Source organism: Mucilaginibacter xinganensis (assembly GCF_002257585.1).
GTDB lineage: Bacteria > Bacteroidota > Bacteroidia > Sphingobacteriales > Sphingobacteriaceae > Mucilaginibacter > Mucilaginibacter xinganensis.
This window is the reverse complement of the sequence record NZ_CP022743.1, coordinates 3398184-3414175: the sequence shown is the minus strand read 5'-3', so window position 1 is coordinate 3414175 and position 15992 is coordinate 3398184. Positions and strand designations below refer to the sequence as shown.

Annotated in this window: 12 protein-coding genes; 10 read left to right on the top strand and 2 right to left on the bottom strand. The window is 39.7% G+C overall.

What is annotated here, in order from left to right; all coding sequences use genetic code 11:
• Nucleotide 1 precedes the first annotated feature (1 nt).
• Nucleotides 2–895, bottom strand: a complete 894-nt coding sequence (locus tag MuYL_RS14985) for a cation diffusion facilitator family transporter (protein WP_094571339.1) — start codon at nt 893–895, stop codon at nt 2–4.
• A 243-nt stretch (nt 896–1138) separates the two neighbouring features.
• On the bottom strand, nt 1139–3520 hold the full coding sequence (locus tag MuYL_RS14980; protein WP_094571338.1) for a GAF domain-containing protein: 2382 nt from the start codon (nt 3518–3520) through the stop codon (nt 1139–1141).
• Nucleotides 3521–3886: 366 nt separating this feature from the next.
• On the opposite strand from MuYL_RS14980, the gene MuYL_RS14975 reads away from it, so the two are divergent.
• The 10 genes from MuYL_RS14975 to MuYL_RS14930 all read left to right on the top strand — a co-directional run bounded on the left by MuYL_RS14975 (nt 3887) and on the right by MuYL_RS14930 (nt 15833).
• The gene (locus tag MuYL_RS14975; protein ID WP_094571337.1) at nt 3887–5212 is read left to right on the top strand and encodes a Pycsar system effector family protein; all 1326 of its coding nucleotides are present in this window, start codon (nt 3887–3889) and stop codon (nt 5210–5212) included.
• On the top strand, nt 5213–7264 hold the full coding sequence (gene ppk1, locus MuYL_RS14970; RefSeq protein ID WP_094571336.1) for a polyphosphate kinase 1: 2052 nt from the start codon (nt 5213–5215) through the stop codon (nt 7262–7264).
• Between the two features lie 151 nt (nt 7265–7415).
• Nucleotides 7416–8471, top strand: coding sequence for an AAA family ATPase (locus MuYL_RS14965; protein WP_094571335.1), 1056 nt, complete (start codon nt 7416–7418; stop codon nt 8469–8471).
• Between the two features lie 95 nt (nt 8472–8566).
• Nucleotides 8567–9448: a DUF58 domain-containing protein gene (locus tag MuYL_RS14960; RefSeq protein WP_094571334.1), complete on the top strand. Its 882-nt coding sequence runs from the start codon at nt 8567–8569 to the stop codon at nt 9446–9448.
• Entirely contained in the window at nt 9448–10422 is a 975-nt protein-coding gene (locus tag MuYL_RS14955) for a BatD family protein (RefSeq protein ID WP_245845566.1), read from the top strand. The genes MuYL_RS14960 and MuYL_RS14955 overlap by 1 nt, the downstream gene beginning before the upstream one ends.
• Nucleotides 10415–11413 (top strand): vWA domain-containing protein, encoded by a 999-nt coding sequence (locus MuYL_RS14950; protein ID WP_094571333.1) that lies wholly within the window; start codon nt 10415–10417, stop codon nt 11411–11413. Before MuYL_RS14955 ends, MuYL_RS14950 begins: the two co-directional genes overlap by 8 nt.
• Before the next feature lies 1 nt (nt 11414).
• The gene (locus MuYL_RS14945; RefSeq protein ID WP_094571332.1) at nt 11415–12455 is read left to right on the top strand and encodes a VWA domain-containing protein; all 1041 of its coding nucleotides are present in this window, start codon (nt 11415–11417) and stop codon (nt 12453–12455) included.
• Nucleotides 12452–13207, top strand: a complete 756-nt coding sequence (locus tag MuYL_RS14940) for a tetratricopeptide repeat protein (protein WP_094571331.1) — start codon at nt 12452–12454, stop codon at nt 13205–13207. Before MuYL_RS14945 ends, MuYL_RS14940 begins: the two co-directional genes overlap by 4 nt.
• A 48-nt stretch (nt 13208–13255) precedes the next feature.
• Nucleotides 13256–15070 (top strand): BatD family protein, encoded by a 1815-nt coding sequence (locus MuYL_RS14935; RefSeq protein WP_094571330.1) that lies wholly within the window; start codon nt 13256–13258, stop codon nt 15068–15070.
• Nucleotide 15071: 1 nt separating this feature from the next.
• Nucleotides 15072–15833: a tetratricopeptide repeat protein gene (locus tag MuYL_RS14930; RefSeq protein ID WP_094572963.1), complete on the top strand. Its 762-nt coding sequence runs from the start codon at nt 15072–15074 to the stop codon at nt 15831–15833.
• Nucleotides 15834–15992: the final 159 nt, after the last annotated feature.

The following is a 15992-nucleotide window of genomic DNA, read 5'->3' as shown; positions in this document are numbered from 1 at the left end:
CCTATACCGGTTCAATAAAAATATTTTTATAACGCGGCAGGCTTGTTTGTATGTTTTGCCGCAACAGGTGTATGGTATCAACAACTTCACTGTTTTGCCTGCCCTTGTCAAACTTTATTTTTAACAGCAGCACGACTTCTTCGGGGCCCATGTACATGCTAAGGTGGGTGAGTACGCTTTGCACCATGTCGTCATTTTCAACTATAGTGATGATCTGACTAAGCTCGGCAGGCGATCCTGTTTCACCCATCAGCAGGCTATGGCTCTCGCGTACCAGCAGAACAGCCACGGCGGTAAGTAACAGGCCTATCAATACGGAGGCCACGCCGTCAATGTAGGGGTTATGCAGCAACACCGCCAGCAGGATGCCAAAAAAAGCGATCAGAATGCCGATAACGTCGGCCGCATCTTCAAACAGCACTACGAAAGTTGCAGGGTCTTTGCTTTGGTGTACGGCTTTCCAGAATGGTGTATCACCGCGCTGGCGGTTAAATTCCTTCAGGGCAGTAATCAATGAATATCCGTCCAGTAAAAAAGCAATGCCCAGGATAACGTAGTTCCACATGGGGCTGGTTATAGCTTCGGGGTGCATCAGGTGCTCAATACCTTCGTAAATGGAGAAGCCGCCGCCCAGGGCAAAAAACAACAGCGATACCACAAAACTCCAAAAGTAAAGCTCTTTACCATAGCCAAAGGGGCGTTTTTCATCTGCGGGTTTTTGGCTTTTACTGATGCCCAGCAGTAGCAGGATTTCGTTACTTGTATCAACCAGCGAGTGGATGCCTTCTGAAGCCATTGCCGAACTGCCGGTGGCAGCAGCAGCCACAAGTTTTACAATTGCAATAATGGTATTGGCGGCAAAAGCCGTATAAATAGGTGTTTTATTGTGTGCCATAACAGTTGATTGTGTTTGCTAAACACTGTTTTACAGTTGAAGTTTTGATATTGTTTTTTAAAGCCCGGAAACGTTGAAAGCAGTAAATACAGCGGTATGGGGTGAAGCTATATTTTCGGACAAGAAAAGCCAATTGATTTTAAGAGGAGGGGCTGTCAAATTACAAATGCAGATAAACCACTGCGTTAACTAATCGTGTCAACATTATAATAAACTGAACAAAGGATATTATCTGTTTTCTAATTAGTTCTCCACGGCAGCAGCATTCAGTTGCTTATACGTTTCTTCGTAATCAAAAATCCCGGCGGATATTTTTGAGTTATGTATAACACTAACCCGTAGGGCTTTTAAGCCAGAAACCCCTTGCAGGTCCTCTAATTCAAATTCTTCAATTTTAGAACCCAATATACCCCTGTCTTGTAGCAGGTTAATCAGTTTCATGTATTCCGTTTCTTCTTCAGGTTTTGAGAAAATAATAGTGATCCGGTTTTGTTTGGTAATCCGTTCCTTAGTTCCTTTTATAAAAGCTTTATCAATACGTTTTTTAATAACCTCGTACCTGATGTTGTAAGCACCATCAATATCAAAATGTTTTTCGTCCATCCTGAAACGGATAGCGATAGGGGTGCTGAAAATAAGGATCAATGAAGTTACACCCAGCTGAATAGGTAAATCTTTTTTTAGGCGATATTGTTCTGCCTCCATTTCACAAAGCACCAGCAACTGCCATAAACGCAAATGTTCCAAATGTGCCGGTTCGAAAGCTTGTGTAGGCGATATAGATTTTCCTATATATAAATTGTGTTCAACACCATCAGTTTTAAATCTTTCATAATAATGAGGGAAATAAACCTGTGCTTCTGTCTGCCTGCTGTCAATTATACTGATCAGTTTTTCATTTATTAAGGTTAGCGTGGTTTCGTAATTGCGCCGGTTGGCGTAAAAATCGCCGGTTAATTTATCAGTGCGTTTAAAATATTCGTCTATCTGGTCTGAAATTTTCTTGCTTACCTTTTTGTTGTTAGTTAAAATTGGATGAATGGTCGTTTCAATATAATTTTGAATAAAATGCTCTGTATCGGCTTTCAGGCCGGCGTCCAGATCATTTAAAAACTCCTTTAACTCAATTACTTTCTCTGCTGCGTCAACAATGCAATCTTCCTGGTGCATTTGCTCAAGCAATAAAATAACTTGCTGCAGCTGGCTAATTAAATCATTTGCAACACTCAAATTACGGGTAATAGACGAATTCTTTATATCAATTTGCCCATACAGGGGATATACATCTTGAAATGCTATTTCTTTAGGATGATATGGTTTACCAGCTTCTTTATTACGGATGTATTTTAAAGCTTCGTCCCTGAATTTCCAGTTAACACTGGGATGCAATGTGGTATAATTTTGTTGTATAACAGCTTCTATCTGGTTTTGCAGTTCTGTTACCTTTCTATAAATGGTGTCGACCAGGAATGGCATAACAATTTCCAGCTTTTTTGCATTGACGCTATTGAGGTCCCTGGTCCTTTTTGAAACTAATTCTAAAATACCCAGCAATGCACCATTTTTAACAATTGGCGCTAATATGAAACTTTGAACATCCTGTGCGCTAAAATGACGTGATAATTTGCTTTCCGGGTTTGCTGAAACAAACTCCGGGAGGTCAGTAATGGCCAGCGGGGTCTGCTTTTTAATCAGATTTTGGTAGGTGTCAGCACGAAGCATCTGCTGGCAGTCAGCCTCGGTCTTTCCTTCAAGCATGTAACTTTTAATTTTTTGCCCGATAGAGGTGTTCACGAATTTATCATTTTCCTTATCGAAAGCAGTAAAACCGATATGCAAATCCGGAATCTTAAATATAGATCTGAAAATGGTTTCAAGATTTTCCTGTACCTCAGATGTGCTTTTATTGCCCAGCAAGTTGCTTTTTAAGCTTGATACAGCGTTTTCAACAGTTGCATCAAATAGCGTCATTATGCCAAACCCCTTTAATATCCAGCTATTTGGCGGAAATTTCTCTTTCCAGAGATCCAGATCATCATAGTTGTCCATTAATAGATCAATATCCTCTTTGGTTAGCATCGATGATTTTTCGGTTGGTATAATCTCTAAAAAATCAGCGTTATATAAAATACGGTAGTGTTTAATAATCCCGTCTGCTGCCGGGATATCATAAAAAAGCGGTTTGCCAAAATCTAAATGTGTTCCATAAAACTGGTTAAGGATAATGCAGCAGCTCATTACATAAAACTGGTGTTCGTCAAAATCGCGGATATTAAAGTCAAAGTTGGTGCCGGCAGCTTTGATAATGTCTTTAAAACGTTCGGTATAATTAAAAATTAAGCCCAGATAAGGAATACTTACCGCTTTAATTTCATTTTTGGAGAGGATTTCAGGAAACAGATCCTGCAATAAGTGAGCTATCACCAATTCATTATCTGCAATTTGTGAAATGCTTTCTATACCGTCTCTCAATTCAGGAAAAGGCGCCACTTCTGTCAATATTTCGGCAGCTTTTTTTGTATTTATACCAGGCTCACCTGCCGCAATTTCTTCCAGCCTTTCAATTATCTTATGAAAAGAAAGTTTTATTTGGAATGGATTTTCTGAAAATTGCGGAAATAACATAGTTAGATAATATTTATCATTGCAAATTTACCAAAAAATTGAACTTTAATGAATTACGCAAAATATCAACTATTGGGATGTTTACTGATTAACTTAATATAACCGGCATGGTTTTATTTTTTATAAACACAGCTATAAATCAAAACTGCACTTAATCAGGATAGCTATCTGCATACTTAATTTGGAAACCTGTTAATGGATTTTATTTGTTACGTTACCGTAAAGTTTTCGCTCAAAACCTTAGCATTGCTATTCAAATTAAAACATTTTGCAGATTGATTCATTACTTTTACTGTCAATATTAAATTATTGCTATTAAAATTAACAATAAAATAAAATCAAGATCGCTTCAAATTATCCGGCAATATGAACCACCAGCAACTACTTGAGCAGGCACAGGATTATGTGTTAAAATTTTACAGAACGCATGACACATCAACCCTGATTTACCATAACTTACAACATACACAGGATGTAGTAGCTGCCGCAATAAAAATAGCTAACCATTATCAATTGAACGACGACGACTTTTTTGTGGTAATGGCGGCGGTTTGGTTTCATGACCTCGGATACATGATAGACTTAAACAGTCATGAAGAAAAAGGTGCTGAATTGGCATCCGATTTTTTTGAAGAACATAACGTCAATAAAAAGCATATCGAACTGATAGTGAGCTGTATAATGGCTACCAGAATGCCGCAAGCACCCAAAACACTGCTTGAGGAAATTGTTTGCGATGCTGACTTATTTAACCTGGGAACCGATAAGTTTAAAGAGAAGGATAAGTTATTGTTAAAAGAGGTTAACCTGTTGCATAACACGAGTTTAACTAAACAACAGTGGCGTGAAAAGTCGATATCGTTTTTAGAGTCGCACAGTTACCATACCGATTATTGTAAGGTACTCCTTAATAACACCAAAGAAAAGAACCTGGAAGAAATAAAAAGCAAGTGGGAAAAAGAGCGCAAAAAGGAATTGAAGGAAGCGGAGAAAGCCCATGAAAAACAGGAAAAGAAATTAAATAAGGAGGAGATGAAATTTGATGCGACTATTGTTGAGGAAAATACGCACGCAGCCCCGGTTTTAGAATCAAAAACAGATAGTGAAAAGAAGAAAGATAAAGACAAGGATAAAGAAAAGGAAAAGCCTGAAAAGGGAATTGAAACCATGTTTCGGATCAGTTCAAGCAATCATCAACGCTTAAGCGATATGGCTGATAACAAGGCCCATATAATGATCACTGTCAATTCCATTATTTTATCGGCAATTATAAGTTTGCTGTTGCGCAGGTTAAGTGAATATGAATACCTTATAGTGCCAACTTCTATCTTATTATCGGTTAGTTTATTAGCTATGACTTTTTCTATCCTGGCGACAAGGCCATCAATTCCTGCAGGTGTTTTTAGCCGCGAGGATGTGGACAACAGGAGAGTCAACTTGTTGTTTTTTGGGAATTTTTACAAAGCCACATTGGAGGAATATAATTACGGCATGCAAAAAATGATGGAGGATAAGGACTTTTTATACGGAACACTCATCCGCGATGTGTACGCGCAGGGGGTAGTTCTCGGAAAAAAATACCGGTTGCTTCGTATTGCTTACAACATATTTATGTTCGGCCTTATAGGGTCAGTTGTTGCCTTTATTATAGCTGCTGCATTTTTTGGGTACACACCGGCTAACGTTAAATAAATGGAACAACAGCGTTATTATAACCGCGATTTAAGCTGGCTTTCTTTTAATGAACGTGTAATGGAGGAGGCAGCTAATGATGAGGTGCCGGTTTTAGAAAGGATAAAGTTCCTAAGTATATTTTCGTCAAACCTGGATGAGTTTTACCGGGTGCGGATGCCTGTTTTGCGTGCTTTAAAAAAGATTGGAGAAAAGGAAGATAGTGATATTGACGCTGAAGAGCGGTCAGAGATCTTGAAGAACGCTATTGACATGATAAATGCCCAGCAACAACGCTTTGGAGGTATTTTACGTGAACAACTGCTGCCATTGCTTAAAAGCCTGAACGTTCATCTGTTATATAATGAAGCGTTTCCTGATGCTGTAAAAAATGCCTCAGCAGATTATTTTTTATCAGAGGTGCTGGCATTTATACAGCCTGTAGCTTTAGACGGAGGCACCAAATTTTTCCCGGAAAACAATAAGCTTTATTTTATAGTGAGTTTGCCGGATGAGCAAAACGGGGAAAAGATCGTGTTGCTTAATATCCCATCTGACGAACTGCCTCGTTTTTTTACTTTTAACAACGGCGTAATTACATATATTGCTTTTTTAGACGATATTATAAAGAACAACCTGCACAGGGTATTTAAGGGTGTAACAGTAAACGGGTGCTATAGCATAAAAATAACCCGCGATGCCGAACTTGATCTTAATGATGAATACGCAGGAGATCTTGCAGGTGAGATTGAAAGTCAGTTAAAAAAACGTGATTTTGGCCTGGCGACCCGTTTCCTGCATCAATCAGGAATTCCTTTGCGTACGCTACAACTGGTAACGGCACAACTGGATCTGCAGAATGCCAACTCAACCCAAGGCGGCAGCTATCATAATCTTAAAGATTTTTTTGCGCTGCCTTTGAATTTACCCGGATCATCTTACGAAGAATGGCCCGCCGCCTGTTACCCCGGACTAGCTGATGCTGATTCCGTTGCAGCTTTTATTGCTGATAAGGATATGATAATCCATACTCCTTACCAAAGCTACCATGCGGTATTAAGATTTTTTAATGAGGCTGCTATCAATCCGGATGTTGAGGAAATTTGTATCTCGATTTACCGGGTCGCTAATGATTCGCGTATCGTAAATGCACTGATAAGTGCTGCGAAAAGTGGTAAAAATGTGCAGGTAATGGTTGAGCTTAAGGCCCGCTTTGATGAAGCGAATAATTTAAAGTGGGCTAAAAAAATGAAAAATGCCGGCGTCAAAATTGTTTACAGTGTAACTGCGCTAAAGGTACACGCAAAAATAGCCTTGGTAAAAACCAGGAAAGCAGGCCGCCTTGTTTATACGGGCTTGCTTGCTACCGGTAATTTTAATGAATCAACAGCTCGGTTTTATACTGACCACATCCTATTCACTTCCAACCCGGAGCTATTGCGTGAAATGGAGCTTGTTTTTATGTTTTTGAGTAAGCGTGAAAAGCCATCATCTAAAAATTATATAAAGTTTAAGCATTTGCTGGTTTCTCAATTTAACCTGCAAAACAGGTTTATTGAAATGATAGATCGTGAAATTGATTTTGCAAAGCATGGCTACCCCGCGGGTATTACTTTAAAAATGAACAACCTTGAAGAGCAGGTGCTGATTAATAAACTTTATGAAGCATCACAAGCCGGGGTTAAAGTTTTGCTGATCATCCGTAGTATCTGCTGCCTTATACCCGGCGTTCCCGGTATGAGCGAAAATATTACAATAAGACGGATAGTAGATCGTTACCTTGAACACGGCAGGGTATTCATTTTTAATAATAACGGGAACAAAGAAATGTTTTTGGGTTCGGCAGACTGGATGAACAGGAATGTTTATAACCGAATAGAAGTATGTTTCCCGGTGTATGATGAAACTGTAAAACAACAGATTTTGCAAATTATTGATCTGCAATTGAAAGATAACATTCAGGCAGTTAATCTCGACAATAGAATTAGAAATGTAGCTGTTGATGGGAAGGGCGAAGCAGTGCAGGCGCAGGCAGAGATATATAGCTTGCTTTCCGGGATTGCAATTAATTGAAAACCCTGTATAAATCTTTTTTAACGGAATTTTATGGGTTAAAAACGGATAAATACTATTTTTAACAAATTTTAACATTTATACCTCATATTTTTTTGGCAAAAATTTGATCATCTGTTTAAGTTTGCCTACCAAAAATAACAATCATTTAATGGAAGAAATAAATAGTAATACCGGGCATCTTTCGTCTGATGCCGTGGCCGGCGGTTCATCTTATTCAACGGATATAAGAGCGCTGAATGAAATGATCCAAAAGGAGAGCGCTTTTGTCGATCTGTTGAAAATGGAAATGGACAAAGTTATAGTTGGCCAAAAATATATGGTAGATCGGCTGCTGATAGGTTTACTGGCTGATGGACATATCCTGTTGGAAGGTGTGCCCGGACTGGCTAAAACATTAGCCATCAATACCTTGTCGAAAGCAATCCAGGCCGACTTTAGCCGGATCCAGTTCACTCCCGACCTTTTGCCTGCTGATTTACTGGGTACTATGATCTATAATCAGAAAAAAGAGGAGTTTATTGTACGCAAAGGCCCCTTGTTTTCGAACTTTATACTTGCTGATGAGATAAACCGCGCACCCGCAAAGGTGCAAAGCGCGTTGCTGGAGGCCATGCAGGAAAGACAGGTTACCATCGGCGATAATACGTTTCTGCTTCCAACACCATTTTTGGTATTGGCTACCCAAAACCCTATTGAGCAGGAAGGAACCTACCCGCTTCCGGAAGCACAGGTTGACCGTTTTATGCTAAAAGTAGTAATTGGTTATCCTAACAAGGAGGATGAAAAGAGGATTGTTCGGGCAAATATCGCTCCACAGGGGATGTTAAAGCCAAATGCTATAATTAAGCCGGATGATATCATCAGGGCCCGCAAGGTAGTAAGAGAGGTTTACATGGACGAAAAGATAGAGCAATACATTATTGATATTGTTTTTGCCACACGTTACCCTGAGCAGTATAAACTGGCTAACTATAAAAACCTCATCAGCTTTGGCGCTTCACCAAGGGCAAGTATAAACCTGGCGCTGGCTTCAAAAGCTTATGCCTTTATAAAACGCAGGGGATACGTTATTCCGGAAGATGTGAGGGCCATTTGCCATGACGTGTTAAGACACCGGATAGGGCTGACTTACGAAGCTGAAGCAGAAAACATGACATCGGAAGATATTATTACCGGGATATTGAACGCTGTAGAAGTACCATAAGGAGAACAAAAGGCTGAAAACAATTTGAGATTCGGGAATGGATTTGAAAATCAACTGATGTAGATTTTTGATACCTGTTCCTTTCATCTAAAATAATGGCAAGAGATACTAAAGAACTGCTTAAGAAAGTAAGAAAGATAGAGATTAAAACCCGGGGGTTGAGTAATCACCTGTTTTCCGGCGAATATCACTCGGCTTTTAAAGGCCGAGGTATGGCCTTTAGCGAGGTGCGCGAGTACCAGGTAGGTGATGAGATCCGCACCATTGATTGGAATGTTACCGCCCGGTTTAACCACCCTTACGTGAAAGTGTTTGACGAGGAACGTGAGCTTACGGTAATGCTGCTGATGGATGTGAGCGGATCTGAAAACTTTGGTACGCTGATGCAGCAAAAGCAGGACCTTGCAACAGAGTTATGTGCAGTGCTGGCATTTTCGGCCATTCAGAATAATGACAAGGTAGGAGTGATCTTTTTTAGTGATAAAATCGAAAAGTTTATTCCTCCTAAAAAAGGAAGAAGCCACATTTTAATGATCATAAGGGAACTAATTGATTTTACACCCGAAAACAAAGGAACAGATGTTGCCGAGGCGTTAAAATACTTTACAAGGGTGATAAAAAAGAAGTGTACGGCGTTCATCATGTCGGACTTCATGAGCCCTTCCTTTGAGAACGAACTGAAAATAGCCAATAAAAAGCACGACATAATTGCGCTTAGATTGTATGATAAACACGAGGAAGAATTTCCTGATTTGGGTTTGATCCCGGTAAAGGATGATGAGAGCGGGCAGATCAGCTGGATAAATACCGGTGACCCTAAAGTTCGTACAGCGTTTAAAGCCGATGCCTTGCGAAGAAACGCAATGCTAAAGGAAGTATTTAGCCGTTGCGGGGTGGACGCCGCCGATATCGGCACCCATGAATCATACGTTAAGCCTTTAATGACATTGTTTAAAAAACGGGAGAAGAAAAGGTAATGATGAAGAAATGTTTTTTTAATTTCCTGGTTTTAATTGCGATTTCAACCTGTTTTACTTTAAAAGCTGAAGCCCAAAATATTAGTGTTGAGGCAAAACTGGATCAACAGACTATTCGTATCGGCGATCAGACCAAATTACGCCTGATAGTCCATCAGCCCGTAAAAGAAAAAGTAAACTTTCCAAAGTTGGCTGACACTTTGATTGGGAAAGTGCAAATATTAAGCAGCCGGATCGATACCGTATTTGATAAAAAGGATCGCAATTTGGCTACAGTAACCCAAAGTTTTGTTATAACTTCTTTTGATCAGGGCACTTATGATATTCCTTCTTATTCAATAGGTTCAGGCACAGGGGTTTTAAAAACGAATCCATTGACCCTCGTAGTACAAACTGTGCAGGTAGATACAACGAAAGCAATATATGATATTAAGCAACCGCTGGCAGTTACCTACACATTTTGGGATTGGCTTAAAGACCATTGGATTTGGGTTGCGGTTGGTGTGCTTGTTGTTTTACTGGCAGGGGGCGCAATATGGTATTTTAAAAAGCAACCGAAAGTTCAAAAATTGGTGAAAGAAGTTAAGCCGGAGATTCCTGCGCACACCATTGCGTTGAATAAACTGCAGCAATTACGGGATAAAAAGCTGTGGCAACAGGATGCAGTTAAACAATACCACAGTGAACTGAGTGATATTATCCGTGAGTACCTTGAAAAACGTTATGTGATAAAAACGCAGGAAAAAACCACAGATGAAATTTTTGCTGCCTTAAAGTATATGGATATTGCCAATGAGTACAGGGTTAAGTTAAACCAGGTTTTAATATTGGCGGATTTGGTAAAGTTTGCAAAAGAAAAACCGTTGCCGGTAGATAACGAGCTAAGCATAGAAAATGCATTGAGCTTTGTGTTAAAAACCCAGCAGGCCCAGGTGCTTACACAGCATACCGAAGGAGGACGTGAGCATGTTTAAAGGAATAGAATTTGCACACCCGGTATTTTTCTGGCTGTTAATTATTATACCTGTAATAATTGTGTGGTATGTGTGGCGTGAAAGAAAGATATACGGTTACCTGAGCGTATCAGCGATTAAAGGCTTTTCGATGCCGAAAAAAAGTATTGTTCCCCAACTACGCCGCATTGGAATTGTGTTTAGGTGTTTAGCGTTAATAGCGCTTACTGTTGCGATTGCGCGGCCCCAGTCCTCATTAAGCTGGCAAAATAGTACTACCGAGGGCATAGATATTATGATTGCTTCTGATATATCAGGCAGTATGCTTGCCGAAGATTTTCAGCCCAACAGGATGGAAGCAGGTAAAAACATTGCGATTGATTTTATAAAGAACCGTCCTGATGACCGGATCGGGTTGGTGATCTTCAGTGGCGAGAGTTTTACACAATGCCCCCTAACTATTGACCATGAGGTATTGATCAATCTTTTTAAAGATATAAAAAACGGAATGATAGACGATGGTACTGCAATAGGCATGGGCCTTGCCACAGCCGTTAACCGGCTAAAGGAAAGTGATGCTAAGAGCAAAGTAATTATCCTGCTTACTGATGGTTCAAACAATGCAGGATCAATACCACCTGTTACTGCGGCTGAAATTGCCAAACAATTTAATATAAGAGTTTATACCGTTGGTTTAGGTACAAAGGGTACCGCGCCTTACCCGGTTCAAACACCAATGGGGATCCAATATCAGCGAATTCCGGTTGATGTTGATGAAGGTACTCTTACAAAAATTGCCACTATTACGGGCGGTAAATACTTCAGGGCGACTAACAACGAAACACTTAAAAATATTTATGAACAGATAGACAAGCTGGAAAAGGCCAAAATTGATGTTACGCAATATCATAAAAAAACTGAATTGTTTTTGCCCTTTGCTTTAATTGCCTTGCTGTTTTTATTGTTTGAATTTGTATTTAGAAATACTTTGCTTAAGGGGGCTTTAACTTAATATGCTACGTTTTGCACATATCGAATTGTTGTGGGGGTTGGCATTGATCCCTGTTTTTGTCTTGCTTTTTGCTGGGGTTAGCAGGTGGAAAACTAAAGCGGTGAAGTCATTGGGTGACAGGAATGTTGTAAACCTGATGATTCCCGATGTTTCATTTTCAAGGCCATGGTTAAAGTTTATTTTGTTTTCAATAGCTTTTGCCTTTTTATTAATAGCGGCAGCAGACCCGCAGATAGGGTCAAAAATGGAAGAGGAAAAACGTAAGAGTGCAGACTTAATGATCCTGCTTGATGTTTCAAACAGTATGTTGTCGCAAGACCTGGCGCCCAACCGCTTGGAGAATGCTAAACGGGCCATAGCGCAGCTTATTGAAAACTTACACGGCGACAGGATTGGGATAATTGTATTTGCCGGTGAGGCTTATGTTCAGATGCCTATCACAACTGATTACTCCGCGGCCAAGTTGTTTCTGAATACCATAAACACCAATATGGTGCCCACACAAGGTACTGCAATTGGTACTGCCATTGATCTGGGGATGAAATCATTCGATTTTAAGAACGGTACGGGTAAGGCTATGATAATTATCACAGACGGTGAAAACCACGAGGATGACGCCGTAGCAGCAGCCAAAAATGCAGCTGAAAAAGATGTTTCCGTACATGTAATTGGAGTTGGCTCGCCCGAAGGAGCACCTATACCTATTTTTGAAAACGGAAGGCAGATAGGTTTTCATACGGATAGCGCGGGTAAAAACGTAGTAAGCAAGCTTAATGAAGCAATGGGTAAGGAAATAGCAGCAGCAGGTGGCGGGTCCTATGTTAGGGCAACCAATGCAAATAGCGGGCTGGGGATCGTAATGGATCAAATCTATAAGATTCAGCGGAAAACAGTAGATACCAAAAGCTTCAAAGATTTTGAAGACCGTTTCCAAATTTTCTTAGCGATTGCGTTTTTATTGTTGGTAATAGAGTTTTTTATCTCCAATCGTAAAAGCCAAAGGCTTAGTAACTTAAAATTATTTGAAGTAAAGAAAACATGAAGCAGTTAATTTTCATCATATTATTTTTACTACAAGGCACTTTGCTTTTTGCACAACAGGAGAAAAGCTATGTACATAAAGGTAACGAGCTTTACAAGCAAAAAAAATATACTGAAGCTGAAGTGAATTATCGTAAATCGGTAGAAAAGAAGAATCAGAACACAGAGGGGAACTTTAACCTTGGCGATGCTCTTTATAAACAAAAGAAATTTTCTGAAGCCGGTGAGCAGTTTAATCGCCTTGCAGGCGAATCAAATAATAAAGCTATCGCTGCAAAAGCTTATCATAATTTGGGTAACTCATTATTAGAGAATAAAAAACTGGAGGAAAGTATCGATGCTTATAAAAAAGCGCTTATCAATAATCCTAAGGATGATGAAACCCGTTATAACCTGGCCTATGCCCAGGAAAAGTTGAAAGAACAGCAGAAGAAAGATAAGGACAACAAGGATAATAAGAAAAACGACAAGAATCAGGATAAGAAAGATCAGCAGAAGAAAGACGACAAGAATAAAGATAATAAGGATCAAAATAAAAAGGATCAGGACAAAAAAGACCAGGAAAAAAAGGATCAGGATAAAAAAGATCAGAAAGATCAGAAAGACGGTCAGCAGCCGCAGCCTAATAAGTTATCTAAAGAAGACGCGGAACGAATGCTTGATGCGTTAAATAATGATGAGAAGCAAACCCAGGATAAACTGAAGAACAAAAAATTAAAAGGTGCAAAGATGCACATTGAAAAAGATTGGTAGAATTAGTGATTCGAGGTTAGTCTTTTGACACCGGTCAAGTTAAATACAATGAAATTAAAGAACTTCATATTAACCATATTACTATTTAGCGCAGGATTATTGCACGCCCAGGAAGTGAAATTTACCGCAGGCGTGAATAGAAATCCTGTTAGTGTTGGAGACCAGTTTGAGGTGGTGTTTTCTGTTAATGGAAATGGTGAGAACTTTATTCCACCACTATGGAAAGGATTACAGGTATTGTCAGGCCCGAATGTATCAACCAGCATGGAGTCGATAAACGGTAAAACTACGGTTAGTAATTCCATTAGTTATATCCTTATGGCCACCAGCGAAGGCGAAGCTTTCATTCCTGCTGCAACCATTACGGTAAATGGGAATAGATTAACCACTAATCCCATCAAAATAAAAGTAACAAAGGGACGTCCGCTTCAGCGAAACAGCGGGCAGCAAAATGGCGCTGATAACAGCATAATTGAGGGCAATACTGCCGATCTGGCAAAATCTCTTTTTATTAAAGCCGTGGTTGATAAAAGTAACGTTTACCAGGGCGAACAGCTTACAGTGAGTTTCAGGATTTATACCCGGATTGGCATTGAAGATAGCAGGCTTGATAAAGTGCCTGACTTAACCGGGTTTTGGAACCAGGATATTAAAAACCCGCAACAACAGCAGCAGGTACAATGGCACGTTGAAACCTATAAAGGCTTGAAATATAACGCGGCTGATCTTAAACAAACTATTCTGTTTCCCGAACATTCAGGGAATATCACAATTGATCCGCTGGAGATGACTCTTTTGGTGAGGCAGCCCGTTCAATCGCACGATATTATGGATCAATTTTTTGGCGGGGCATTTAAAGAGGTAAAATATAAGGCTAAAAGTGCACCTGTTGTTATCCATGTAAAACCCCTTCCGGACGCTGGTAAGCCGGATAGTTTTGCCGGCGCCGTAGGCCGGTTTAGTATAGAGGCAAACCCCGATAAAATGGCGCTGAAAGCCAATGAGCCGCTGAACTATAAAGTGAAAGTTACGGGTGCCGGTAATATTAAATTGTTAAAAACAGTTAATACTGAATTTCCGGCTGATTTTGAAAAATATGATCCGACAATTACGGACGATATCACCGAAAGTGTAAGTGGGGTTGAAGGCAGCCGGGTTTATAACTACCTGGTGATACCAAGGCACGAAGGGGAGTTTACCATCAACCCGATCAGGTTTTCGTATTTCAATCCTTCAACAAATAAGTATGTAACAGTAACATCCAAAAGCTTCAAAATAAAGGTTGATAAAGGCGTAGCAGGAAATAATGTAACAGCATTAGCTGGCGCAGACAAGCAGGATGTTAAAGTATTGGATAAGGATATAAGATATATCAAAACAGGTAATGCCAGTTTAAACAGACCGGGGGAAGGTTTTTTTGTTTCAGCCTTATATTATTTATTACTGGCTGCCGGCCCGGTATTTTGTATTGCTGCCTATAACTACCGTAACCGGATGATAAAACTTAACAGTGATGTTGTTATGGTAAAAAACAAAAGGGCAGGCAAGGTCGCTGCTAAGCATTTAGCCAGTGCTCAGCAGCAACTGCAGGCTAATAATACAGCGGCATTTTATGAAGACGTATTTAAGGGAATGTATGGTTATTTAAGCGATAAGCTAAACATACCTTATGCTAATTTAGACAGGGAAAACATTGGATCGGCACTTAATGCAAGGTCTGTAGGCGATGAGTTGATTAACCAGGTGCTGGAAACCCTTGACCTTTGTGAAATGGCCAGGTATGCTCCGGTGACCCATATCTCCAAACAGGAAGTGTTTAATAAAGCAAAAGGGATTATAAACGATATTGAAAATAAAATTTAATATGTTGAAGCGGGCATTATATCTTTTAATAGCATTTGTTATCCCATCATTAAGTTTTGGGGCAGATGATGCGAAAACGCTGATTTTAAAGGGTAACGCCAGTTATAACAAGGGGCAGTATAATGATGCACTTGCCGATTACAAAAAAGTGCTTGATGCAGGTTATGAGTCGGCTGTACTATACTTTAATTTAGGGAACGCCAGTTATAAAAACGGGGATATACCTTCGGCTTTGCTTTACTACGGCAAAGCGCATAAACTCTCGCCCGGGGATGAAGATATTAATTTTAACATTCGCTTTGTAAACTTAAAAACCACCGATAAAATAGATGAAGCGCCTGAATTCTTCCTTACCAAATGGTGGAGAGGATTTGTTTTAAGTGTTTCGGCGGATGTTTTAGCGTGGATTAGTATTCTCTTTGTTTTATTGGCATCCGGTATTTTGGTGCTTTACTTTTTTACCATGTCCGTCGCCATTAAAAAAACTTCGTTTTACGGTGCCGTTATTTTATTTGCGATTGGCGTGTTTACCATATTTATAGCCTGCATGCAGGTAAGTTATTTTAAGGGTAATCGGGAAGCTATAATCTTTAGCCCTTCGGTTACCGTGAAAAGCGGCCCCGTAGATAAGGCCGGTAGTTTGTTTGTTATTCATGACGGAACCAAAGTGATTGTTTTGGATGAAAGTAACGGCTGGATAAAAATAAAACTATCGAACGGGAATGAAGGCTGGATAAAGACCGGGGATGCTAAGGGGATATAGAAGGAAGTATAATTGTTTATGCTGGTAACATTTTTTATAGCAGTGCATTAAGCCCACATCTGCATGTTTTTACGTGATTTAATTACCATATCACAACGATTTGGAACTCGATGTTATTTTTACACTTCCATCCTGAAAAAATATATATTTTTAACGCCT